The 22433-nt window shown below is 37.7% G+C and carries 24 protein-coding genes, 1 rRNA gene and 1 other annotated feature; of the genes, 24 read left to right on the forward strand and 1 reads right to left on the reverse strand.

Annotated elements, in window-relative coordinates; genetic code table 11:
- From rrf to rsmI, 11 genes are all read left to right on the forward strand, one after another.
- A 5S ribosomal RNA gene (gene rrf / locus GKP30_RS24100) occupies window positions 1-72 on the forward strand; the annotation flags it as partial.
- A 621-nt stretch (window positions 73-693) separates the two neighbouring features.
- Entirely contained in the window at window positions 694-903 is a 210-nt protein-coding gene (locus tag GKP30_RS19650; RefSeq protein ID WP_328703188.1) for a sigma factor G inhibitor Gin, read from the forward strand.
- 208 nt (window positions 904-1111) lie between these two features.
- A complete protein-coding gene (locus tag GKP30_RS19655) occupies window positions 1112-2569 on the forward strand; it encodes an aminotransferase class I/II-fold pyridoxal phosphate-dependent enzyme (RefSeq protein ID WP_216831173.1) in 1458 nt (485 codons plus the stop codon).
- Window positions 2566-3210: a dTMP kinase gene (gene tmk, locus GKP30_RS19660; protein WP_216831174.1), complete on the forward strand. Its 645-nt coding sequence runs from the start codon at window positions 2566-2568 to the stop codon at window positions 3208-3210. The genes GKP30_RS19655 and tmk overlap by 4 nt, the downstream gene beginning before the upstream one ends.
- 12 nt (window positions 3211-3222) lie before the next feature.
- Window positions 3223-3552 carry a cyclic-di-AMP receptor gene (locus tag GKP30_RS19665; protein ID WP_216831175.1) on the forward strand — a complete coding sequence of 110 codons (330 nt, stop codon included), beginning with the start codon at window positions 3223-3225 and terminating at the stop codon, window positions 3550-3552.
- A gap of 21 nt (window positions 3553-3573) precedes the next feature.
- Window positions 3574-4560, forward strand: coding sequence for a DNA polymerase III subunit delta' (gene holB / locus GKP30_RS19670; protein WP_216831176.1), 987 nt, complete (start codon window positions 3574-3576; stop codon window positions 4558-4560).
- 6 nt (window positions 4561-4566) lie between these two features.
- Window positions 4567-5391, forward strand: coding sequence for a PSP1 domain-containing protein (locus GKP30_RS19675; RefSeq protein WP_216831227.1), 825 nt, complete (start codon window positions 4567-4569; stop codon window positions 5389-5391).
- A gap of 12 nt (window positions 5392-5403) precedes the next feature.
- Window positions 5404-5742, forward strand: a complete 339-nt coding sequence (yabA, locus tag GKP30_RS19680) for a DNA replication initiation control protein YabA (protein ID WP_216831177.1) — start codon at window positions 5404-5406, stop codon at window positions 5740-5742.
- 197 nt (window positions 5743-5939) lie between these two features.
- Window positions 5940-6677 (forward strand): tRNA1(Val) (adenine(37)-N6)-methyltransferase, encoded by a 738-nt coding sequence (locus GKP30_RS19685; RefSeq protein ID WP_216831178.1) that lies wholly within the window; start codon window positions 5940-5942, stop codon window positions 6675-6677.
- Window positions 6670-6948 carry a GIY-YIG nuclease family protein gene (locus GKP30_RS19690; RefSeq protein WP_216831179.1) on the forward strand — a complete coding sequence of 93 codons (279 nt, stop codon included), beginning with the start codon at window positions 6670-6672 and terminating at the stop codon, window positions 6946-6948. The genes GKP30_RS19685 and GKP30_RS19690 overlap by 8 nt, the downstream gene beginning before the upstream one ends.
- On the forward strand, window positions 6926-7792 hold the full coding sequence (rsmI, locus tag GKP30_RS19695; RefSeq protein WP_216831180.1) for a 16S rRNA (cytidine(1402)-2'-O)-methyltransferase: 867 nt from the start codon (window positions 6926-6928) through the stop codon (window positions 7790-7792). Before GKP30_RS19690 ends, rsmI begins: the two co-directional genes overlap by 23 nt.
- 46 nt (window positions 7793-7838) lie before the next feature.
- On the opposite strand, the gene GKP30_RS19700 is transcribed toward rsmI, so the two are convergent.
- Window positions 7839-8126 (reverse strand): AbrB/MazE/SpoVT family DNA-binding domain-containing protein, encoded by a 288-nt coding sequence (locus tag GKP30_RS19700; RefSeq protein ID WP_216831181.1) that lies wholly within the window; start codon window positions 8124-8126, stop codon window positions 7839-7841.
- A gap of 210 nt (window positions 8127-8336) precedes the next feature.
- On the opposite strand from GKP30_RS19700, the gene GKP30_RS19705 reads away from it, so the two are divergent.
- The 13 genes from GKP30_RS19705 to GKP30_RS19765 all read left to right on the forward strand — a co-directional run bounded on the left by GKP30_RS19705 (window position 8337) and on the right by GKP30_RS19765 (window position 22417).
- The gene (locus GKP30_RS19705) at window positions 8337-9311 is read left to right on the forward strand and encodes a DNA double-strand break repair nuclease NurA (RefSeq protein WP_216831182.1); all 975 of its coding nucleotides are present in this window, start codon (window positions 8337-8339) and stop codon (window positions 9309-9311) included.
- Between the two features lie 100 nt (window positions 9312-9411).
- A complete protein-coding gene (locus GKP30_RS19710; RefSeq protein WP_216831183.1) occupies window positions 9412-11244 on the forward strand; it encodes an ATP-binding protein in 1833 nt (610 codons plus the stop codon).
- Between the two features lie 84 nt (window positions 11245-11328).
- Window positions 11329-11587 (forward strand) — a binding site (T-box leader).
- 176 nt (window positions 11588-11763) lie between these two features.
- Window positions 11764-13752, forward strand: a complete 1989-nt coding sequence (metG, locus tag GKP30_RS19715; RefSeq protein ID WP_216831184.1) for a methionine--tRNA ligase — start codon at window positions 11764-11766, stop codon at window positions 13750-13752.
- Between the two features lie 130 nt (window positions 13753-13882).
- The gene (locus GKP30_RS19720; RefSeq protein WP_216831185.1) at window positions 13883-14650 is read left to right on the forward strand and encodes a TatD family hydrolase; all 768 of its coding nucleotides are present in this window, start codon (window positions 13883-13885) and stop codon (window positions 14648-14650) included.
- A 231-nt stretch (window positions 14651-14881) separates the two neighbouring features.
- Window positions 14882-16138, forward strand: a complete 1257-nt coding sequence (locus GKP30_RS19725) for a G5 and 3D domain-containing protein (RefSeq protein WP_216831186.1) — start codon at window positions 14882-14884, stop codon at window positions 16136-16138.
- 554 nt (window positions 16139-16692) lie between these two features.
- Window positions 16693-17253, forward strand: a complete 561-nt coding sequence (gene rnmV / locus GKP30_RS19730) for a ribonuclease M5 (protein ID WP_216831187.1) — start codon at window positions 16693-16695, stop codon at window positions 17251-17253.
- Complete coding sequence (rsmA, locus tag GKP30_RS19735) at window positions 17246-18121, forward strand: 16S rRNA (adenine(1518)-N(6)/adenine(1519)-N(6))-dimethyltransferase RsmA (protein ID WP_216831188.1); 876 nt, start codon at window positions 17246-17248, stop codon at window positions 18119-18121. Before rnmV ends, rsmA begins: the two co-directional genes overlap by 8 nt.
- A 50-nt stretch (window positions 18122-18171) precedes the next feature.
- Window positions 18172-19041, forward strand: coding sequence for a sporulation peptidase YabG (yabG, locus tag GKP30_RS19740; RefSeq protein ID WP_216831189.1), 870 nt, complete (start codon window positions 18172-18174; stop codon window positions 19039-19041).
- Between the two features lie 294 nt (window positions 19042-19335).
- Window positions 19336-19602 carry a biofilm formation stimulator Veg gene (veg, locus tag GKP30_RS19745; RefSeq protein WP_216831190.1) on the forward strand — a complete coding sequence of 89 codons (267 nt, stop codon included), beginning with the start codon at window positions 19336-19338 and terminating at the stop codon, window positions 19600-19602.
- A gap of 167 nt (window positions 19603-19769) precedes the next feature.
- On the forward strand, window positions 19770-19952 hold the full coding sequence (locus GKP30_RS19750; protein WP_216831191.1) for a small, acid-soluble spore protein, alpha/beta type: 183 nt from the start codon (window positions 19770-19772) through the stop codon (window positions 19950-19952).
- 311 nt (window positions 19953-20263) lie between these two features.
- Window positions 20264-21154 (forward strand): 4-(cytidine 5'-diphospho)-2-C-methyl-D-erythritol kinase, encoded by an 891-nt coding sequence (gene ispE, locus GKP30_RS19755; RefSeq protein WP_216831192.1) that lies wholly within the window; start codon window positions 20264-20266, stop codon window positions 21152-21154.
- A gap of 40 nt (window positions 21155-21194) precedes the next feature.
- On the forward strand, window positions 21195-22046 hold the full coding sequence (purR, locus tag GKP30_RS19760) for a pur operon repressor (protein ID WP_216831193.1): 852 nt from the start codon (window positions 21195-21197) through the stop codon (window positions 22044-22046).
- Window positions 22043-22417, forward strand: a complete 375-nt coding sequence (locus GKP30_RS19765; protein ID WP_216831194.1) for a RidA family protein — start codon at window positions 22043-22045, stop codon at window positions 22415-22417. Before purR ends, GKP30_RS19765 begins: the two co-directional genes overlap by 4 nt.
- The last annotated feature ends 16 nt before the right edge of the window (window positions 22418-22433 follow it).

Genomic DNA, 22433 nt, shown 5'->3' on the forward strand with positions numbered 1-22433 from the left:
CACGGAAGTTAAGCTCTTCAGCGCCGATGGTAGTTGGGGGCTTCCCCCTGTGAGAGTAGGACGTCGCTAGGCACAAAAAGCACAATTCTGAATGGATTGTGCTTTTTTAATGCAAAAAACTGAGTAATCTACAGGCGGTGAAGAGCTTTTGGCTCGTAAGAGACACCAACTAGAGACACCAACTTCGAAGGAAAAGCCGATAGAATATCGTGAAAAAGTAACGAGGGAATAACATCAAGTCTCCCTGTGAGAGGAAACCTTTTTTTACGTAGAACTACATGAAGGATCATCGAAGAAGTGGCGACCTGGAAAACGTCCCCGTAGGAAAGAAATGTTTAAATGGACGTCGCTAGGCATAAAGCACAATCTAAAGAGGTTGTGCTTTTTTATATGTGTTTTAAAATCTCAAAAATACGGTTACGCCGATATATTAGATTTTTGTAAAATGAGATAAGCAGTCATTCATCAAAGCATCATATTAGCTTCAATTTCTCCTCTTTTATAACTGATTTTTATTGCTTTAGAAGCTTGCTTGAAATCATAAAAAATCGTACTTTCCGTTTTAAGACAGACACAAAGAAGTTAAGGAGAACATATAGTTAAGAAATGGCTAGGTATTACTCACAAGAATAAAAAGAATTTTTTCAAAAATGTATAGTTTTCAATCAACTTGTCCATTAATTCATAATGGGGGTGATTGTTATCGAAGATGTAAAGGTAACGAATAAAGGTCATAAGCAATGTGTGATATGCGACCAGGAGAAAAGTGAAGGAATTCACTTGGTTGAACAGTTTATTTGCGAAGATTGTGAAAGGCAAATCGTCTTAACAGATCCAGACGATATGTACTATCATTACTACCTAAAGAAAATGAGAAAAGTAAGAATACCTACGGTTAATTAATAGAGGCTGACTCAATAATTGTGTCAAACATCTCAAGTTACATATTTAGGTGCCATTTTTAGGCTCCTAAATATCGTATACGTTGGGAGCGAAGACACGTATGAGTCAGCCTTTTAGTATATATTCGTTCGATTATAAATAGTGACAAGCATGTTTTCACGAAATGCTTTATAATAGAAACCAAATATATTGTATTAAAGGAATGCTTATGGCGAATCAACAAAAGACACCACTTTTTTCAAAGCTAGTTGATCATATTAGTAGGGAGCCTCACTCATTGCACGTTCCAGGTCATAAGTGGGGAAGTGTTTTTCCCGACTTTGCTAGAAAATCGTTTGAGTCTGTTTTAAAGTTAGATGCTACTGAATTGAACCATTTAGATGACCTCCATGATGCCCAAACTGTAATTGAAGAAGCACAGCAGCTGCTGGCAGATGTTTATAGAACACAAGCTTCTTTTTTTCTAGTAGGTGGTTCAACGGTTGGGAATTTAGCCATGCTACTATCGGTTTGTCAAAAAGATGATGCCATTCTTGTGCAGCGGGATAGTCACAAGTCAGTCATTAACGGCATACAATTAGCACAAGCAAAGCCCATTTATCTCCCATCTGAATATGATAAAAAAACGGGATTATCAACAGGCGTAGGATTGAACACAGTCATTAAGGCGCTGCAGGAATTTCCAGAGGCAAAGGCTATTTTCTTAACAAACCCAAGTTACTATGGTATTACACGGGATTTAAAAGATGTAATAAAAATTGCTCACCAAAATGAAATACCAGTGCTTGTTGATGAAGCGCATGGTGCACACTTTGGAGTTGGAGAGGGATTCCCTTCTTCAGCTATTACACAAGGTGCCGATATTGTTGTTCAATCGGCTCATAAGACGTTACCAGCAATGACGATGGGATCCTACTTACATGTTAATAGTCGATTAATTTCTAATGAAAAAATAAAATACTATTTGCAAATTTTACAGTCAAGTAGTCCTTCCTATCCAGTTATGGCTTCTTTAGACCTTGCGAGACATTATGTTGCTAACCTTAGCCAAGAAGAAGTGGCAACTATTCTAGAAAGTAGTGAGGAGTTTAAAAGTCTTTTAAAAAAGGTTCCTCAAATTAGTGTGATTGAGTTAAGTGAAACAACTTCTCTCACTATCGATCCATTGAAAATAACTTTGCGTACGAACTGTGAATTAACAGGAATTCAAATACAAAGTTTGTTAGAAGAACAGGGGATTTTTGTAGAGTTAGCCAATGAAGAGTATTTACTACTAGTTTTACCTTTGGCACCGTTTAAAGAAGGAGAATATATAGCTTCGGTCATTCAAAGAGTCTTAAAACCATATCGGACGATTAAGAGAACTAGTAAGAAGAGAGAGCTGTCTCGGCGATCGATAGTTAAGCTAACAGTAGATGAGTTGGATAGATCAAATACTACTTTTATAGGTTTAGAAGAAGCAGTTGGTCGAAGGGTAGCAGAGCCAATTATTCCTTACCCACCGGGCGTGCCTTTACTAATTCCAGGGGAAACAATTACACAAGAAAATATTGAAATGATTATAAAATTAATAGATGCAGGAACTCGATTTCAGGGCCATGCAAATTTAAAAGAAACAGGCCTTAAAGTTTTTATTACTGATGAGAGAAAAGAGGCAAGAGAATGAGAAAGGGAATATTTATTACAGCAGAGGGTGGAGAAGGTGCTGGAAAAACGACTGCACTGAAGAAGATCTACGACGAATTGATAAAAAAAGGACATCAGGTTGTCATGACAAGAGAGCCAGGTGGCATAAAAATATCAGAAGAAATTCGTTCGGTAATTTTAAATGAAGAACATACGGAAATGGATGGTAGAACGGAAGCGTTACTTTATGCTGCTGCTAGACGTCAACATCTGATGGAGAAAATCGTTCCAGCCCTACAAGAGGGAAAGATTGTCCTATGTGATCGATTTATTGATAGTAGCTTAGCATATCAAGGGTTTGCTAGAGGAATCGGTATAGAAAATATCCTCATGATTAATGAGTTTGCCATTGATGAATATTGGCCTAATTTAACACTGTATTTCCGTGTCGATCCTGAAATTGGTTTAGCTAGGATTGCTAAAGATAAAGGTAGAGAAGTAAATCGTTTAGATCAAGAAAATGAAACTTTTCATAAAAAAGTGTTAGAAGGATACGATCAATTGACAAAACTGTATAAAGACCGTATTCGAATAGTAGATGCGAACGACGATTTTGAAAGTGTATATTCTAGAGCACTTCTTCTGATTGAACAGCATTTAGAAACAATAGATAACCGTTAAGGGGGTAATCATGTGAAGTTAATTATAGCCGTTGTGCAAGATAAGGATAGCAATCGTTTATCGGAAGCATTGGTGAAGACAGATTATAGAGCAACGAAGCTAGCAAGTACGGGTGGCTTTTTAAAAGCAGGAAATACAACTTTTTTAATCGGAACAGAGGATGAAAATGTTGATGATGTTCTACAAATCATCAAAGATAACTGTAAAAGTAGAGAACAATTGGTAGCCCCTATTTCCCCAATGGGGGGAAATGCTGACTCGTATGTTCCTTATCCAGTTGAGGTGCAAATTGGGGGAGCAACCGTGTTTGTTTTACCTGTCGAACAGTTCGAGCAATTTTAAAATAAAAGGTGTTGGGAATCAATGACATGGGACCAGTTAAATAAAACTCAACATAAGGTTGTCCAAATCTTAACAAATAGTATTAATAATGATCGCTTAACCCATGCCTATGTTTTTGAGGGTAGCAGGGGAACGGGAAAAATGGAAGTTGCCTTACAGCTCGGAAAAAGTTATTTTTGTAAAGTCAGAACAACGGCTGAGCCATGTAATGAATGTGCGGATTGCAAACGAATTTTATCTAGAAATCATCCAGATGTTCATATTATTGAGCCAGATGGGCAATCGATCAAGAAACAGCAAGTAGAGTTACTAAGAACAGAATTCTCCTATCGTGGAATGGAGTCAAAGCAAAAGTTTTATATCATTAAACATGCTGAGAAGATGACACCAAGTGCTGCTAATAGTTTGCTAAAGTTTCTAGAGGAACCTGAAGCACCTACTATTGCAGTGCTTCTTACTGAGCACTTACATCAGATGTTGAATACGATTATATCGAGGAGTCAAATTTTGTCATTTTCACCTCTTTCAAATAAAGAGATGGAAATGGTCTTAGTTAAAGAGGGCGTTTCACCTGCAATAGGTAAGGTCCTGACGGAAATAACCTCCAATTTAGAAGATGCACGCCAACTTTGTCAGGAAGACTGGATTGTACAAGCACGTTCTGTAGTGTTACAATTAACGGAAGAGATCTATTCTCGCCCACAGCAAATGTTCTTTACTTTACAAGATAAGTGGCTTACACATTTTAAAGGGAAAGATGAGCTTGGGTTAGGAATCGATTTATTGCTCTTATGGTATAGAGATTTATTATACACACAGCTTGGAGAGACAGATGATCTCATTTTTACGGATCAACTGGAACGGCTTAATAACCAAGCACTATATAGCTCACAAGAGAAAATTTCCAGACAAATGTCGGCTATTTTTGATGCAAAGAGACATCTGAGTTCGAATGTAAATCCACAATTATTAATGGAGAGGCTTATGCTCAGATTACAGGAGGGATAGTTGATAGTGCATCATGTCGTAGGTGTTCGCTTTAAAAAGGCGGGTAAAATTTATTACTTTTCCCCTGGTGAATTCGAGTTACCCAAAGGAGAATGGGTAATTGTCGAAACATCAAGAGGGGTTGAATATGGTAGGGTAGTCATTGAAAAGAAGGAAGTTGATGATAACGATGTCGTCCTTCCACTAAAGCAAGTTCTTCGTATTGCTGATGATAAGGACAAGCTAATTGTGCATGAAAATAAAGAAGCAGCGAAGAAAGCTTTCAGTGTTTGCCAAGAAAAGATAATAGAACATCAACTAGATATGAAATTAGTTGATGTAGAATATACGTTTGATCGAAATAAAGTCCTATTTTACTTTACAGCTGATGGAAGAATTGATTTTCGAGAGCTTGTTAAAGACTTAGCAGCAATATTTAGAACACGAATTGAATTGCGCCAAATTGGTGTTCGAGATGAAGCGAAAATGCTTGGTGGGATTGGTCCATGTGGACGAGTTCTATGCTGTTCATCGTTTTTAGGTGATTTTGAACCTGTTTCAATTAAAATGGCTAAGGATCAAAACCTCTCTTTAAACCCAGCGAAAATTTCAGGGTTATGTGGTCGCCTCATGTGTTGTTTGAAATATGAAAATGACCATTATGAGTCTGTCAAACAATCTTTACCTGATATTGGAAAAGAGATCAAAACACCAAATGGACGAGGTAGAGTAGTAGGCCTCAACATTCTTGAACGTATCATTCAAGTAGAGTTATTTGAACAACAGCGCATTGTTGAATACACACTTGAAGAGCTTTTTCAAGAAACGGTTTCGACTCAAGTCATAGAGTAATGAGGTGGGAACGTGGATAAAAAGGAGATATTCTCACAAGTTAGCTCTATTGAAGAGCGTATAGGTGGTTTACACGACGAACTCCGCGGTCTAAAGGAACAGCTTGCTCTGCTCATTGAGGAAAACCATTATTTAAAATTGGAGAATGAAAACTTAAGAAAACGCCTCGATGAAACGGTAGAAGAAGCTGCTATTGAACAAAGAGGCCCTACAAAGAAGAAACCAGTAGGTGAAGGGTACGATAATTTAGCTAGATTGTATCAAGAAGGGTTCCATATATGTAGTACCGATTACGGTAGTATCCGTAAAGATGATTGTCTCTTTTGTTTATCATTTTTTAATCAAAAATAATCGATTACATTAGTAGGGTGACTCGTAAGTGTCTGTATTCCTTATGTTACAATAGAGCCTGTAATTTTAAGGGCTATTTTGGCAGCAGAGGAGTTTGGCGGTTATGTACGAGTCAGCCCTCTTTTTTTTGGACATATTTATGTGTGTTTAAGTGTTAGTGTACAATATGACTAACGTAAAGAAACTTGGAGGACGCAATGGTTACAATACATAAAAATGAGAGAGTGGATTACTTACCGAATCGAGCGTTGCAGATTATACAGGCTGATGATGTATTTTCATTTTCTATCGATGCTGTCCTATTGGCAAAGTTTACATATGTCCCTATTCAAAAGGGAAAGATGATTGATTTATGTACTGGTAACGGAGTAATTCCATTCATGCTAAGTACAAGAAGTAAAGCAACGATTACTGGAGTGGAAATTCAAGAACGCTTGTATGATATGGCAATTCGTAGTAATGAACTAAATAAACGCTCTGACCAAATCGAATTTATTCATGCAGATATTAATGCTCTACCAAAAGAGATTTTAGGACAACAGTACGATGTGGTGACATGTAATCCCCCTTACTTTGAGAAAAAAGAGTTATCCGAGCAAAATGTAAATCCTCATCTGCAAATTGCGCGTCATGAAATTTATTGTACGTTAGACGATGTCGTTAAAACTTGTGCGAAGTTAGTCAGACAAAAAGGGAAGGTTGCTTTAGTTCATCGACCAGAACGGCTAACTGATATCTTTGAAAGTATGAGGAAGTACCGAATAGAGCCAAAAAGGATTCAGTTTGTTCAGCCTAAAAAAAATAAAGAGGCAAACATCGTTCTTGTGGAAGGAATCAAAGATGGCAAACCTGGAGTAAAGTGTTTGCCGACTATCGTTGTGTATGAGGATGAAAAAACATATACAAAGGAGTTTCGAGCCATATACTATGGGTAATCATTATGTATATATGATTAGATGTCAAGATGGTTCACTTTATACGGGTTATACCAATAATGTGGAGCGAAGGCTGCAAATGCATGAATCTGGTAAAGGGGCAAAGTACACACGTGGAAAAGGTCCATTTGTTTTAGAACTCTGTCAATCCTATACGACAAAGCAAGAGGCGATGCAATCAGAGTATGCCATTAAACAGCTTTCAAAAAGTGCAAAAGAGTGTTTAATACAAGAAGGGAAGATAAAGGATGTGGCAGCAAAAGAGCTTTGAGGAAAGAGAAGATGTAGGAAATTTGTATTTAGTGCCGACTCCGATTGGTAATTTAGAAGACATGACATTTCGGGCGATAAAAATATTAAAAGAAGTCGATATGATTGCAGCTGAAGATACAAGGCAGACGAAAAAGCTATGTCTTCACTTTGAAATCGATACAAAGCTTGTAAGTTATCACGACCATAACAAACGTGGAAGCGGGGAGAAATTACTTCAAGCATTAAAAGAAGGGCGAAGCATTGCGTTGGTAAGCGATGCAGGCACACCAGCTATATCAGACCCAGGTTATGAATTAGTCGTTGAATGTATCGATGAAGGAATTCCTGTTATTCCTTTGCCTGGAGCGAATGCAGCTATAACCGCATTAATAGCATCAGGCCTCAACACACAGAATTTTTATTATTATGGCTTTTTAAATCGGCAAAAAAAAGAGCGAAAAAAAGAATTAGAGCAGTTAAAGAATGTACAAGTCCCTATTATTTTCTATGAGTCACCGCATCGTTTAGAAGAAATGTTAAAACATATGTTAGAACACTTCGGTGATAGGAAAATTGCGGTTTGCCGTGAATTAACTAAAAGATACGAAGAGTTTATTCGCGGAACCCTGTCTGAGGTTATAGAATGGTGTCAATCTTCTCAAGTAAGAGGAGAGTTTTGTATCGTTGTTGATGGAACAAGTGAGGTAACCTTACCAGAAGATTTATGGTGGGCCAACCTTTCAATCAATGAACATATAGAGCATTATATGAATCAGCAGATGACTAGTAAAGAGGCAATTAAAGAAGTAGCAAAAGAAAGACAATTGCCTAAGCGTGAGGTATATGCAGAGTTCCATCAATAAAAAAAGAAAAGGCTCTGCAACTGCAGAGCCATGTTTTATATATTAATTATTTACCAGTTTTTTCTAAGTAAGTTGAAAGCTCATCAATGATAGCTTTAGCACCTTGTGGGCTTAAGATAATTTTTCCATCAGCAATAGAAAGATTGTCATCAGAAACTTCACCAGTAATTTGGCAAGTCATGTTTGGTTTATACTTCTTTAAAATAATACGATCGTTATCAACATAAATTTCAAGTGCATCTTTTTCAGCTATATCTAGTGTACGACGAAGTTCGATTGGAATTACTACCCGTCCTAACTCATCAACTTTACGAACAATACCTGTAGATTTCATGTTCTTTTTCTCCTCCCGAGGATTTGATTTATATCTTGTTTTATTGATGTCATTTTTCGACAAAATTCTTTATACACCAAGAATACCAGTGTTTCCAAAACAAGTCAATTCATTTTTCTTACAAAATTAAGTATATTATTAGTAATTTTTTCTATTTATTAGTTTGGATTGTTGTTTAAACAAGGATTTTTAGGATAGGGGTGAAAATAGTTGCTAGAAGTTCCAAGACATTTTATAGAAAAAATGACAAAAGTAGATAGTGAATTACGATTGAAATATGGAAAAAAGCACAGATTAAATTCGACAATTCGACAAAGTTTATTCGACAAAAGTGGTCATTTTCGACATCTACCTCGAAACGATATTAGCATTTTGTCGAATTGGTTGGGGAATTTACAAGTGGCAGCGGTCGACGGGTCAGTCAATCAAACAAAAGGTGAACACCCTCATGTAATTTATTTCTTTCAAGCATTAGCACGAACACTAAATGGAATAGAGAAATGGGAGTTTGATATTTATACTCCTTTACTAGAAGAATTGGAAGAAGCTAAAGATAATGAAGTGGAAAATCAAAAAAGAATTCGTTCGAAAAGGATGGCTCAACTAGAGCTATTAGTGGCCAAAACAATGATTGACGAAGGAACGATAAAACTCATTCTAATGGACGGTTCACTTACACATTATGCAATCGATGCCCCAGAGCTTTGGCAAGAAGTTAGGGAGAAGGCTCTAAGAGAAAATGTTCTTATTGTTGGTGTAACCGAGGAAGTGGGAACTAGTTTCTTATACCAAGTACTAGAGTTAGAATATGATGAAGCGCAAGGACAGCAATTAGTGTACGATCGCGATTTACTTTTTGGTGTATTAGAGCAAGGTGAAATGTTGTTTATGGAAAATGCTCAGCATAAACCACAGGTACTTACCGCATGGCTCCGACCATCAACTGATCCTGCTGTCATTGGTGTCGATGTTTTAATAGAGCAACAGGAAGAGATGGAACGAATCTGTGATTTTATTTATTCGATTACACCGAGTGAAGGTAGAGGGATACCACTGTTTCTAGATATGGTTGATCGCGATGTCAGAATTACGGATAAATTAATAGAGGCATTAGTGGAGCAATATATTGACCCAGAGCTCAAGCAACGCCTATTCTCTCCAAAACGGACGAATAGATTATATTAATTCTTCTTGTCGACTAAGTCCTAAACTAACTGCTCGAGGTAGTTACTAACTTTAAGGACTTAGTTATAGTAAATCATTTTATAATAGGGGAGAGAGGTAAATGCAAGTCGTCGGTATAACTACTCAACATGAAATATATGTCGTCTCAAAGGAATATAAATTTAGAATTAACGAAATTTTACTAATTGAAGATGCTATTCTTGGCAATCCGATGGGTGAAGTTGTTGAAACTTTTTCGTATAACCGTTTCATTCCAATGGGATTTGATAAAGGAATAGTAGATGGACAAGTATTAAAGACATTAGAACAGCTTGGGTACGATATCGGTGCAGATGAGATTAATCTTTCTAAGGTAAGATTATTTGAAGAAGCTACACAACCGATACAAACAGGTGCTTCTGTTCGCGCTCCGGAGTTTTCGGAGGTCAAGCATTTTTTAGTGAAGGTACAGCCTTCCGAAGGGCTAGTCTTAGGGGAAATTCGCAGTACAGATCATCTTATGGGTACGCTCCCTTCTGAATTAAAGCAACTAATGAAAATTCAAGAACAGGAAGTTAAACGTGATCAAAATGGAGTACCGTTTATTTTCGATATAAAAGCAATGCAGCAATATCCTCATATTGGTGTTTTTGGTGGGTCTGGTTCTGGAAAATCGTTTGGCTTACGGGTGATGCTAGAGGAAATTATGAAGCAATCTATTCCTACTATTGTTTTTGATCCACATTTTGAGATGAACTTCAGTTATTTAGCTGATGGTATGGAAGGAAAGGATTACCGTAATCAGTTTCTTTCCGTTCAAATTGGGAAAGATGTTGGGGTCGATTTTAGTTCATTAACGACGAGGGATATTGAACGTTTACTGGAGGCGGCAGGTTCTTTATCAGAATCGATGGTGAATGTGATTCAAAGTGTACATAAACGAAAGGATAGCTATCAATCATTTAGTGATCGTATTTCGAATCTTATTGATGCCTTAGAGTTAGGTAAACAGAAAGTTGAAGCATTTATTTATGATGGGAATGGATTATCTCGTGAGCAGCTGGAGCAATATGATACGTATCAAAAGCTTTTAAATCAATTTGGGAGTTTGCCGCTTCCTTCTGTTAAAGGAATTCAATGGCGTTTAAATCGTCTCTATCAAGCAGGCCTGTTTCAGCATAATATACGGGCGATAGAACAAGGACTAAACAGTGGAAAATTAGTAGTCATTCAAGGATCTGTTTGGTTACTACAAGTATTTTCAAGTTATGTTATCGGGGCGCTTTATATGAAGCGGAGAAGCTACAAAGATGCAAAGCTCCAAAATGAACAAGGTACCTTTTTCCCACCTTTTATAATCGTAACCGATGAGGCTCATAATTTTGCTCCTAAAGGCTATGAAGCACCTGCAAAAGGAGTTTTAAAAGAAATTGCTCAAGAAGGTCGTAAATATGGTGTTTTTCTTATATTTGCCACACAACGGCCAACTCTATTAGATGAAACAATTACTGCACAACTAAATTCAAAGTTCGTATTTCGTACTGTTCGTGGCACAGATATACAAACGATCAAAGAGGAAACCGACTTAACACAAGAAGAAGGAAAAAGACTACCTTATTTACGTTCGGGAGATGTATTTGTTTCTTCGGCGATTTTTGGGAGAACGATAGCCATTCGAGTTCGCTTAGCTGACACGACGAGTCCACATGTCTTAAACCCGTTTGATGAGTTAAAGGCTATAAACGATCAAGGAGATGAAGAGGTATTAAAAGCTATTGAACCGCTGCTTCCATTATCAGAGACTGCATTAATGCGACATATAGAAGAAATTAATAAAGCACTCGGGAAAAGCTGGGATGTCGCACGCTTAAAAGGAGAGTTAGAACAATTAGCACAGAAAGAGAAACTCAAAAAAGTAAAAAATCCATTTGCGACCATTTATGATCGACCTTGACATTAGTCATAGAGATTCGGTATATTTTTTGGTGAGATGTGGAAGAACTTATAAAGGCTACTTAATATAGTGGATAAAATAATATCATTTCCAATGAACGGATGAGTATAATAGTTAGACTATTTTAGCAGGTTTGCTAATGACAGAGAGCTGGGGTAGCTGGAAACCAGTATAGTCCCTATTAGAAGATGGTCCAGTGAGGAATTGCTTTCGAGTTAGAATATCTAATAAGGGGGCAACGTACTCTAGCGTTACTAGAGAAGTCAAACGACTTATTGAGCCTATTCTTGTGAAAGAATGGGGAAATAGGGTGGTACCACGTGAGTTAGCTCTCGTCCCTTACCGGATGAGGGCTTTTTTATATGTTCAGCTCCTTTCTCAGTATGATTAAAGGTTAACTGCTTTACAGGTCCATTTTAGTTTGAGTGAAGGAAGAACACAAGTGTTAAATTGTAAAGTTTTTCTGTAGATGATTAAACAAAAATGAACAAAATTAACAATGAGTGGAGGAAGTTTTTAATGAGTGAGAATAAAACATTTTATATTACAACACCGATTTATTATCCAAGTGATAAGCTACATATTGGTCACGCATACACTACAGTAGCTGGAGATGCAATGGCACGTTATAAGCGTTTACGTGGCTACGATGTCATGTATCTTACAGGTACAGATGAACATGGACAAAAAATTGAAAGAAAAGCTGCAGAAAAAGGAGTTACACCACAGCAATTTGTTGATGAGATTGTTCGTGGCATTCAAGACCTGTGGAATAAGCTTGATATTTCATACGATGACTTTATTCGCACGACTGAAGACCGACATAAAGAAGTAGTAGCAAAGATTTTCGAACAACTACTTGCTCAAGGTGATATTTATTTAGACGAGTACGAAGGCTGGTATTCCATTCCAGATGAAACGTTTTATACAGAGCATCAACTAGTTGATCCAATCATAGAAGATGGAAAAGTAGTGGGTGGGAAAAGTCCAGATAGTGGCCATCCTGTAGAGAAAGTTCGCGAACAATCATACTTTTTCCGTATGAGTAAGTACGCAGATCGTTTGTTGAAGTTTTATGAAGAGAACCCACAGTTTATCCAGCCAGAGTCACGAAAAAATGAAATGATCAATAATTTTATTAAACCAGGGTTAGAAGATCTAGCCGTTTCTCGTACATCGTTTGAATGGGGAGTAAAAATTCCAAGTAACCCAAAACATGTTGTATATGTTTGGATCGATGCATTGTCAAACTATATTACAGCTTTAGGTTATGGCAGTGCCAATGAGGAGAAGTATAATAAATATTGGCCAGCTGATGTACATCTTGTTGGGAAAGAAATCGTCCGTTTCCATACAATTTACTGGCCGATTATGTTAATGGCACTTGATTTACCATTACCTAAGAAAGTATTTGGCCACGGTTGGTTATTAATGAAAGATGGCAAAATGTCTAAGTCTAAAGGTAATGTTGTTGACCCAGTACCGCTTATTGACCGTTACGGCTTAGATGCGCTTAGATACTACTTGCTTCGTGAAGTACCATTTGGTTCTGATGGAGTGTTTACACCTGAAAGCTTCGTCGAAAGAGTAAATTATGATTTAGCAAACGATCTTGGAAACTTATTAAATCGTACGGTTGCTATGATTAATAAGTACTTTGATGGTGAGCTCCCTGCTTATGTAAAAGATGGAACACCATTTGATGTAAGCTTAGTTGAACTAGTCGATGCTACTGTAGAAAAAGTTGAACATGCAATGGAAGACATGGAGTTTTCAGTAGCGCTATCAGCGATTTGGCAGTTAGTTAGTCGAACAAATAAATACATTGATGAAACACAGCCTTGGGTTTTAGCGAAGAATGAAGATGAGAAAGAAAAGCTTGGTGCAGTGATGTATCATTTAGCTGAATCTTTACGTTATATTTCAATCCTCGTTCAACCATTTATGACGGAAACACCTAAAAAGATTTGGCAGCAACTAGGTCTAAATGAGGATGTAACAACATGGAATTCGCTTCAATCTTTTGGACAAATTAAAAAAGGAACGACTGTATCAAAAGGTGAACCAATTTTCCCTCGTCTAGAAGTTGAAGAAGAAGTAAAACATATTGTTGAATTGATGGGGGGTTCAACGGTAAAAGAGGAGCCAAAAGCTGATACAAATAAAGTTGAAGTTGAAGAGTCTGAAGAGATTACCATTGATGATTTTATGAAAGTGGACCTCCGAGTAGCAGAAGTTCTAAAAGCAGAACCTGTGAAAAAGGCGGATAAACTATTAAAGATTCAACTCGATCTTGGCTATGAACAAAGACAAGTTGTTTCTGGTATCGCAAAATACTATTCTCCAGAAGATTTAGTTGGCCGTAAAGTCATTTGTGTAACGAATTTAAAACCAATTAAACTTCGTGGCGAAATGTCTAAAGGTATGATCTTAGCAGCTTCTGAAGGTGACCAACTTACGCTTGCTTCTGTTGATCAATCGATGCCAAATGGTGCAAAAGTAAAATAAAAAAAGATATACTTAGGGTTAGGGGTAAGCTTTACATGATTGGCTTACTCTTTTCCTTTTTACTCTATTTTGAATTATTTTGTGATAATTATCTTAGAATAGCAAGTGAACCAACGAGAGGATGAAAAAAATGTTATTTGATACACATGTCCATTTAAATGCTGATCAGTTTGAAGAAGATCGAGCAGAGGTGATTAAGCGTGCCCACCAAGCTGGGGTAACTCATATGGTAGTCGTCGGTTTTGATGAAAAAACGATAAAAGGTGCTTTAGAAATTGCCGAGGAGTATGAGAATATTTATGCAGCGGTAGGATGGCATCCTGTAGATGCGATTGATATGACCGAAGATCATTTAGCATGGCTAGAAGAACTTGCAGCCCATCCGAAAGTTGTTGCATTAGGTGAGATGGGGCTCGATTATCATTGGGACAAATCACCCAAAGAAATACAAAAGGAAGTATTCCGTAAGCAAATTCGTTTAGCCAAAAAGGTAAAGCTGCCAATCATTATACATAATCGTGAAGCGAGTCAAGATATTGTAGATATTTTAAACGAGGAAGGAGCTGCCGAGGTTGGTGGGATCATGCATTGTTTTAGCGGAAGCGTGGAAATTGCTAGGGCTTGTTTAGACATGAACTTCCACATTTCATTTGGAGGACCTGTCACATTTAAAAATGCTAAAAAACCAAAAGAGGTAGCAATAGAAGTGCCTTTAGATCGATTGTTAATTGAAACAGACTGTCCTTATTTAGCTCCGCATCCGTACCGAGGAAAACGTAATGAGCCTGCATATGTCCAACTTGTTGCAACACAAATTGCAGAGTTAAAGGAATTAACGCTTGAGCAATTAGCTGAGCAAACGATGAATAATGCAAAAAAATTATTTAACATAATATGACAAAGGATTTTGTCGAATCTTTATGGAGCTTGTCCCAATTTGAATTTGTTCGTATTAGTTCTACACTGAAGCGGGCTTGCATACATTGAACTTGTCGATAAATTTTTGTTTCCAACATCGGTAGTTTTGTGGATAATAGATGCTATGAAGGAAACAAGCAGACAATCTACTAGTTGACAAAAGGAGGTGAAATGTTTATAATTCGTACCTTGAGAAGGGGGAAGATTAAACATGGAACCCAGTAGGATAAGCTCGCTTTTTTCTAACCTAAATTTTGGGAAAAAGCTAACGATCTCCATACTAAGTTTTGTCCTAGTTATCGGAACAATGAGCTTTGCAATCTATGAAACAACGAAAGCAAATGTAACGGTAACTACAGACGGTGAAGAAGTGTCAATACGAACTCATGCAAATACAGTAGCTGAGGTCATGGAAGAACTCGGACTACAAGTCGGTGAATTTGATGAGTTAAAACCAGCAATTAATGAAAAAATTACAGGAAATATGTCCATAAGCTGGAAGATAGCTAATGAGGTTAACGTAGTTATCAATGGTGACGAAGAGCAGGTTTGGACAACTGCAGATAGTGTAGAAGATTTAGTTGCGGAATTAAAAATTACAGTAAAAGAACATGATAAAATCAGTCCTAGCTTAGATACAGAAATTCAACCTGAGATGAATGTTACGTATGAATCTGCTTTTATGGTAAGAGTCAAAAGTGACGGGGAAGAACATGAAGTATGGACAACTTCGACTACTGTCGCTGACTTTTTAGAAAGAGAATCGATCACCCTAGGTGAGCTGGATCGAGTAGAGCCAGCTTTAGATGAAATACTTAATAGTGAAGAAGAAATTAAGGTAGTCAGAGTAGAAAAAGTCACCGATGTAGTGGAAGAGACTGTAGCGTTCGCTACAGTAACAAAGAACGATAGTTCTTTACAAAAAGGAAATGAGAAAGTTGTTGAGTCTGGAAAAAATGGTCTCGTTGAAAAGCACTATGAGGTTATTTTAGAAGATGGCGAGGAAGTGTCTAGAGAATTGGTTAAGACTGAAACGACAAGGGAGAGTACAGACCGAGTGGTTGCAGTCGGGACACGCGAACCAACGCCGACAGTCTCTCGTAGTAGCAGTCCTGCTCCTAAGCAAACTTCTACTAATTCAGGTTCAACAAGTAATTCAAGTTCAACAAGCCCAAGTGGGAAAACAATGACAGTAACTGCTACAGCTTATACAGCAAACTGTAATGGTTGTAGTGGAATCACAGCAACTGGCATCAATCTAAAAAATAATCGTAACATGAAGGTTATTGCCGTAGATCCTAACGTTATTCCTTTAGGCTCTAGAGTTCACGTTGAAGGATATGGTACAGCAATTGCAGGTGACACGGGCGGTGCAATCCGTGGTAATAAAATAGACGTTCATGTACCTACTAAAAACGAAGCATATCGTTGGGGTAATCGTACTGTAAAAATAACGATACTAGATTAAATGACTTAGCGCAGGGAGAACACTCTCTGTGCTTTTTCTGTATGCCATTTCCCCCATCAATAAATAGATAACCAAATAAAGATAAATAATAAGAAAAGCGGAAGGCGTCTGCATATCGGCGACAAGCGCTGGAGGGCCAGCCAAAAGTGTCCTGGTTTTTGGACACGTTGGAGGGACCGAAGCGACCTCGAGCCGATGACGCCTGCAGCTAGACAATAAGAAAAGCGGAAGGCGACCGTTTAGCGTCGAAGGGACTGGAGTCTCTCCGTATGAGATAAAGGATACACGGCGACCGTCAGTGAGCCGATGTTGACTTATCGTAAGGAGGAGAGCGAAGTCCACAAGACGCTGGGAGCTGCAGCTAGACAATAAGAAAAGCGGAAGGCGTCTGCATATCGGCGACAAGCGCTGGAGGGCCAGCCTAGACACCAAAAACAGACCGCTACAATTAGCATTATATGCGCTCAAACCGTATGAAATAGCTCTTTAATATTTGTCTTTACTTATTAGACGTTCTATACTATATAAAGTTTCATTTTTTCGGAGGATTTTTTATGAAAATTAAAGAAGTAATTGTCGTTGAAGGGAGAGATGACACAGTTGCCATTCAACGGGCTGTAAATGCGGACACAATTGAAACTAACGGTTCAGCTATTGGTGAGGCAGTGATACACCGTATTCAACTGGCACAAGTCCGCAGAGGTGTCATTATATTAACTGATCCCGATTATCCTGGAGAACGTATAAGGCATATAGTGAGTCAACGGGTCCCTGGTTGTAAGCATGCTTTTTTACCAAAAAATGATGCAATTTCAAAGAGTGGGAACGATTTAGGGGTTGAAAATGCATCGCCTGAAGCTATACGTCTAGCTTTGGCTAATGTAAAGCAAGAGTTTGAAAATCCACAAGAAGAAATAACGTGGCAGGATTTAATTGATGGTGGATTAATTGGTGGAAGCCAATCTCGTGATCGCAGAGAACGAATAGGAACTGTACTTAAGATTGGTTATGCTAATGGAAAGCAGTTACATAAGCGGCTTCATGTATTTCAAATAACAAAAGAAGAATTTTCGCAAGCGTTACAACAGGTGCTTGAGGAGGAAAACAATGATTAAAGATATTGCAACACCCATTCGAACGAGAGCCATTTTAGAAAAATATAAATTTTCTTTTAAGAAGAGTTTAGGTCAAAACTTTCTAATTGATTTAAATATACTAAATCGGATTTTGAATGCAGCAGGGGTAACAGATCAAGTTGGTGCGATTGAAATAGGACCAGGAATTGGAGCTTTGACAGAACAGTTAGCTAAGCGTGCTGACAAAGTGGTTACGTTTGAAATTGACCAACGGCTCCTCCCAGTGCTTAAAGATACGTTGTCCCCGTACGATAATATAAAGGTTATCCATTCGGATGTTTTAAAAGCAGATGTAAAACAAGTAATCGGTGAAGAATTTAAAGAAGGGCAAGATATTATGGTTGTCGCTAATCTCCCGTATTATGTGACAACACCTATTTTGATGAAGTTATTAGAGGAAAAGCTGCCAATTAAACGGATTGTCGTAATGATTCAAAAGGAAGTGGCAGAGCGAATTGCAGCGAAGCCCGGTTCTAAAGATTATGGCTCTCTATCGATTGCTGCACAATATTATGCTGAAGCGGAAACGGTTTTTACTGTACCAAAGACTGTTTTCGTGCCGCAGCCAAACGTTGAATCGGCGGTTTTAAGATTAACTATTCGGAACGAACCTCCAGTTCAGGTGGATGATGAAAGCTTCTTTTTTGAAGTCATAAGAGCGAGCTTTGCTCAACGTCGAAAAACATTATTTAATAATTTAAGCCATCATTTTGGAAAAGACTATAAAGAACAAATAGAACGAGTACTTACGGCAGCAGAGGTTGACCCTAAACGAAGAGGAGAGACGCTGTCCATTGAAGAATTTGCGAAAATAAGTAATGAAATGAAACGAATACTAAATAGTTAAGCACCCTTTCACTCCTTCTCACATAGCCTAATTGTTGAGGAGGAGTTTTTATGAAGCTGAAAGTAGGCCAAATTGTAGGCCGGAAATCATATCAATGTGATATATTATTCCGGATTTCTTCTATAAACGATAATGTTGCTGAACTATATGGAGAAGATGTGCGCCTTGTGGCAGATGCACCAATTGAAGACTTGGTAGCTATTACAGAGGAAGAGCACAGAGAGAGAAGAAAACTAGAAAAAGAAAAAGAAGATAGTTGCTATTATCTGTTTCGTCAGGATAGTCGAGTCATTAAGAAACGTGGCGATTATGAAGCGACATCAGGATACAGTACTGAACCATCTTATTTTGAAATTCGAGGCCGAGTTCTCCACATTGATGGAGACTCGATGTACCTTAGAAAATGTATGGAGCTTTATGAAAGGCTTGGAGTACCTGTATATGGAGTGCATGTCGTTGAAAAAGAAATGCCTCTTCAAATTGATTCTCTCTTAGAAATGGTACAACCTGATATTTTAGTTGTAACGGGTCATGACGCTTTACTAAAAGCAAGAGGTAATCAAAAAGATATAAAAGGATATCGACATTCAAAGTATTTTGCTGAAACGGTTAGAACAGCACGTAAGAGAACTCCTAGCCTTGATGATCTCGTCATTTTTGCTGGAGCCTGTCAATCTCACTTTGAAACGCTAATAAAAGCAGGAGCCAATTATGCTAGTTCTCCTGAACGTATTAATATACATGCGTTAGATCCAGTTTATATTGTTGCAAAAATAAGTTTAACTCCTTTTATGGACCAAGTAAACGTATGGGATGTACTAAAAAATACGATCACTGGGGAACGTGGACTTGGTGGGATTGAAACAAAAGGATTTATGAGAAGAGGCATGCCTATATCTGATTACGAAGAAGAACAGTAAGATATCGAATGGTGTCTGCGTACCTCAAAAATAGTTTTGAGTTGCCGCGAACTTCTTGGCAACTTAGCTGCATTAGAGGGCGGGGCACTTTTCGTTTATTCAATTTGAAAAATCATACATATATTTAGAAAAATGAGGAATAATACGATTGTATTAAATAAGATTTTAAAAAAAGATGGTCATGTCAAATAAATATCATTGACAAAATTCTTGTCTAATTGATATAATTTTAAATTTATTTGACAAAAAATGTTGGATCGTGTATACTATTGTATAGTGAGGTGGGGTGTTTAAATGGCGAAAACGTTGCTGGATATTAAACGTGAACTGGATGAAAATGTTGGAAAACGGATTGCGATTAAGGCGAATGGTGGTAGAAGAAAGACCATCGAACGGACAGGCTTTTTAGAGGAAACATATCCATCTGTATTTATTATTAAACTCGATGAACAGCAAAATGCTTTTGAACGAGTATCGTATAGTTATGCAGATATCTTAACAGAGACAGTAGAACTTACGGTTTTTGAAGAAGAAGAAAAAAGTCATTCTGTACAAGTATAACCGTATATACGTCATATTATATAAATTAGCTTTCCGAATATACGGAAAGCTATATTTATTTTTTACAAGTAGTTATACATAGGAGTTCATTTCATATTTATGCTCAAAAAAACTCATAATAGAAAGGTCTCACCATCTAATCCATAAAACAAAGGAGTTGTTTTACCATGAGCAGAAGACGAGGAGTAATGTCCGAACGCTTTAAAGAAGAGCTAGCGAAGGAACTTGGCTTCTACGATGTCGTCCAAAAAGAAGGATGGGGCGGTATTCGTGCTCGAGATGCAGGGAATATGGTAAAAAGAGCGGTTGAAATCGCTGAACAACAATTAGCAGCTAAACAGCAGGATTAGATGGGAGCAGCCGAAGCTTTTTGCTTCGGTTTTATTTGTGTTTAAGGATAGTTGTCAGGCTTATACCCCTTATATGCCACCAAAATGGATTGGTGCTTTATCATTAATGCAGAGACAATTTAATGGACACACAGGGCGTCATTTTGTTAGATTAATCTACTTTTTTTAGTCTATAAGCAGACGCAGGGGGCATCAATAATTCGACAAAGAACAAGTATTTTATAAATATCATGCAGCATTTGTCATTTAGTAATTGAAAATGGTAAAATAACGTAAGTGTTTGGAATTCGGTCAGGTAGAAGGTGGATTAGGTGGAGTTAAAAATATCGGTGAAAGCACCTGCTAAAATTAATTTATCATTAGATGTTCTTAGGAAAAGAGAAGACGGCTACCACGAAGTAGAAATGATCATGACAACTGTCGATTTGGCAGATCGGATCGACCTGATTCATTTAGAGGAAGATCAAATAATTGTCGATGTATCCGAAGGGTATGTTCCAAATGATGAGCGAAATCTTGCCTATCAAGCAGCTAAAATCCTAAAAGAACGTTATCACATCAACAAAGGTGTTTCAATTTATATAACAAAGCGTATACCTGTTGCAGCTGGACTTGCAGGTGGTAGTAGCGATGCTGCAGCAACGTTAAGAGGACTTAATGAATTGTGGCAATTAAACCTCTCTCTTGATGATCTTGCTGCTATCGGTACGCAAATCGGTTCGGATGTTGCCTTTTGTGTTTATGGAGGAACAGCTTTAGCTACAGGTAGAGGGGAAATTATTAAGAGAATTCCTTCGCCGCCACCTTGTTGGGTTGTATTGGCGAAACCTCCAATAGGAGTATCAACTGCAGAAGTTTACGGGAAACTGAAAGTCGACCAAATTACTCATCCAGATACTCAAGCTATGTTAAAGGCGATTGAAGAAAAAGACTTTAGGGGAATTTGTTCGCAACTACATAACGTTTTAGAGGATGTTACTTTTAAAGCGTATCCTGAAGTGAAGCATATAAAGGCACAAATGGAGCGATTTGGTGCTGATGGTGTACTAATGAGTGGCAGTGGGCCAACCGTTTTTGGACTTGTACAAAAGGAATCACGATTAAATCGAATATATAATGGACTTCGAGGATTTTGTAGCAATGTTTACGCCGTTCGTTTAATTAGTCAACAACACCTTGATAAAAACCGTACAAAAGTGTAGTATTTATATATAAATATTCGGATTTTGGTTGGAGGGTGCAATGAAAAAGCTAAGAAGAAGTGGTAGATTAGTCGATATGACTAACTATTTGTTACAAAATCCACATAAACTGATTTCATTAACTCACTTTTCGGAACGGTATCAATCTGCAAAATCATCGATCAGTGAAGATCTAGGAATTGTAAAAGAGATATTTGAAGAGCAAGGAATTGGTTCTTTACTCACGATACCAGGCGCAAGTGGTGGCGTGAAGTATATGCCAATGGTAACAGTAGAACAAGCCGAGGAATATACAGCAGAATTAAATGAACTGCTATCTAAAGCAGATCGGCTTTTACCTGGCGGATATTTGTACATGATGGATGTATTAGGACAGCCAAGGATTATGAATAATATAGGAAGATTGTTTGCTGCTGTGTATGCCAATGTTAAAATTGATGCAGTTATGACAGTAGCAACAAAGGGAATTCCGTTAGCTTATGCAGTAGGAAGTCATTTAGATGTTCCAGTTAGTATTGTTCGTAGAGATCATCGGGTAACAGAAGGATCGATGGTGAGTATTAATTACGTTTCAGGATCAACGAAGCGAATTCAGACGATGTCGCTTGCACGTAGAAGTCTTTCCCCTGGATCAAACGTTCTCATTATCGATGATTTTATGAAAGCTGGTGGGACTGTACGAGGAATGGTCGACTTACTAGCAGAGTTCCAAGCAAATGTAGTTGGGATTGGTGTTCTTGTTGAGTCTGAAGGCGAAGAAGAACGTCTAGTTGATGATTATATTTCGATTTCTAAAATTTCGGATGTAAACATTCGAGATAAAGAAATAAAAGTAGAGCCAGGTAATTATCTAAGTAAATTACAAGAGCGCATGAAGGAGGACATAACGTGAAAACAGTACACACAAATGAAGCGCCACAAGCAATCGGGCCATATTCACAAGGGATTATTGTAAATAATATGTTCTATAGTTCAGGACAAATTCCGTTGACTGCAGAAGGTGAATTAGTAACAGGAAATGTTCAAGAGCAAACACATCAAGTGTTTAAAAACTTAAAAGCTGTATTAGCAGCTGCAGGAGCATCATTAGAAACGGTTGTAAAAGCAACGGTATTTATTAAAAACATGGATGATTTCCCGCAGTTAAATGAAGTATATGGTGAGTACTTTAGCAATCATAAGCCTGCAAGATCTTGTGTTGAAGTAGCAAGGCTTCCAAAAGATGTTTTAGTAGAGATTGAAGTAATTGCTTTAGTGAAATAATAGAAACCAAAGAGGC

The sequence above is a fragment of the Alkalihalobacterium elongatum genome (assembly GCF_019024285.1).
GTDB classification, from domain to species: Bacteria; Bacillota; Bacilli; order Bacillales; family Bacillaceae_F; genus Alkalihalobacterium; species Alkalihalobacterium elongatum.

What these genes read in the sequence shown, in the direction of transcription:
- GKP30_RS19685 (WP_216831178.1), top strand. Translation starts at nt 5,940, where the DNA reads ATGGTTACAATACATAAAAATGAGAGAGTGGATTACTTACCGAATCGA.
- rnmV (WP_216831187.1), top strand. Translation starts at nt 16,693, where the DNA reads ATGAAAATTAAAGAAGTAATTGTCGTTGAAGGGAGAGATGACACAGTT.
- GKP30_RS19655 (WP_216831173.1), top strand. Translation starts at nt 1,112, where the DNA reads ATGGCGAATCAACAAAAGACACCACTTTTTTCAAAGCTAGTTGATCAT.
- GKP30_RS19720 (WP_216831185.1), top strand. Translation starts at nt 13,883, where the DNA reads ATGTTATTTGATACACATGTCCATTTAAATGCTGATCAGTTTGAAGAA.
- yabG (WP_216831189.1), top strand. Translation starts at nt 18,172, where the DNA reads ATGAAGCTGAAAGTAGGCCAAATTGTAGGCCGGAAATCATATCAATGT.
- GKP30_RS19690 (WP_216831179.1), top strand. Translation starts at nt 6,670, where the DNA reads ATGGGTAATCATTATGTATATATGATTAGATGTCAAGATGGTTCACTT.
- GKP30_RS19700 (WP_216831181.1), bottom strand. Translation starts at nt 8,126, where the DNA reads ATGAAATCTACAGGTATTGTTCGTAAAGTTGATGAGTTAGGACGGGTA.
- rsmI (WP_216831180.1), top strand. Translation starts at nt 6,926, where the DNA reads ATGTGGCAGCAAAAGAGCTTTGAGGAAAGAGAAGATGTAGGAAATTTG.
- tmk (WP_216831174.1), top strand. Translation starts at nt 2,566, where the DNA reads ATGAGAAAGGGAATATTTATTACAGCAGAGGGTGGAGAAGGTGCTGGA.
- GKP30_RS19710 (WP_216831183.1), top strand. Translation starts at nt 9,412, where the DNA reads ATGCAAGTCGTCGGTATAACTACTCAACATGAAATATATGTCGTCTCA.
- rsmA (WP_216831188.1), top strand. Translation starts at nt 17,246, where the DNA reads ATGATTAAAGATATTGCAACACCCATTCGAACGAGAGCCATTTTAGAA.
- veg (WP_216831190.1), top strand. Translation starts at nt 19,336, where the DNA reads ATGGCGAAAACGTTGCTGGATATTAAACGTGAACTGGATGAAAATGTT.
- purR (WP_216831193.1), top strand. Translation starts at nt 21,195, where the DNA reads ATGAAAAAGCTAAGAAGAAGTGGTAGATTAGTCGATATGACTAACTAT.
- holB (WP_216831176.1), top strand. Translation starts at nt 3,574, where the DNA reads ATGACATGGGACCAGTTAAATAAAACTCAACATAAGGTTGTCCAAATC.
- GKP30_RS19750 (WP_216831191.1), top strand. Translation starts at nt 19,770, where the DNA reads ATGAGCAGAAGACGAGGAGTAATGTCCGAACGCTTTAAAGAAGAGCTA.
- metG (WP_216831184.1), top strand. Translation starts at nt 11,764, where the DNA reads ATGAGTGAGAATAAAACATTTTATATTACAACACCGATTTATTATCCA.
- GKP30_RS19725 (WP_216831186.1), top strand. Translation starts at nt 14,882, where the DNA reads ATGGAACCCAGTAGGATAAGCTCGCTTTTTTCTAACCTAAATTTTGGG.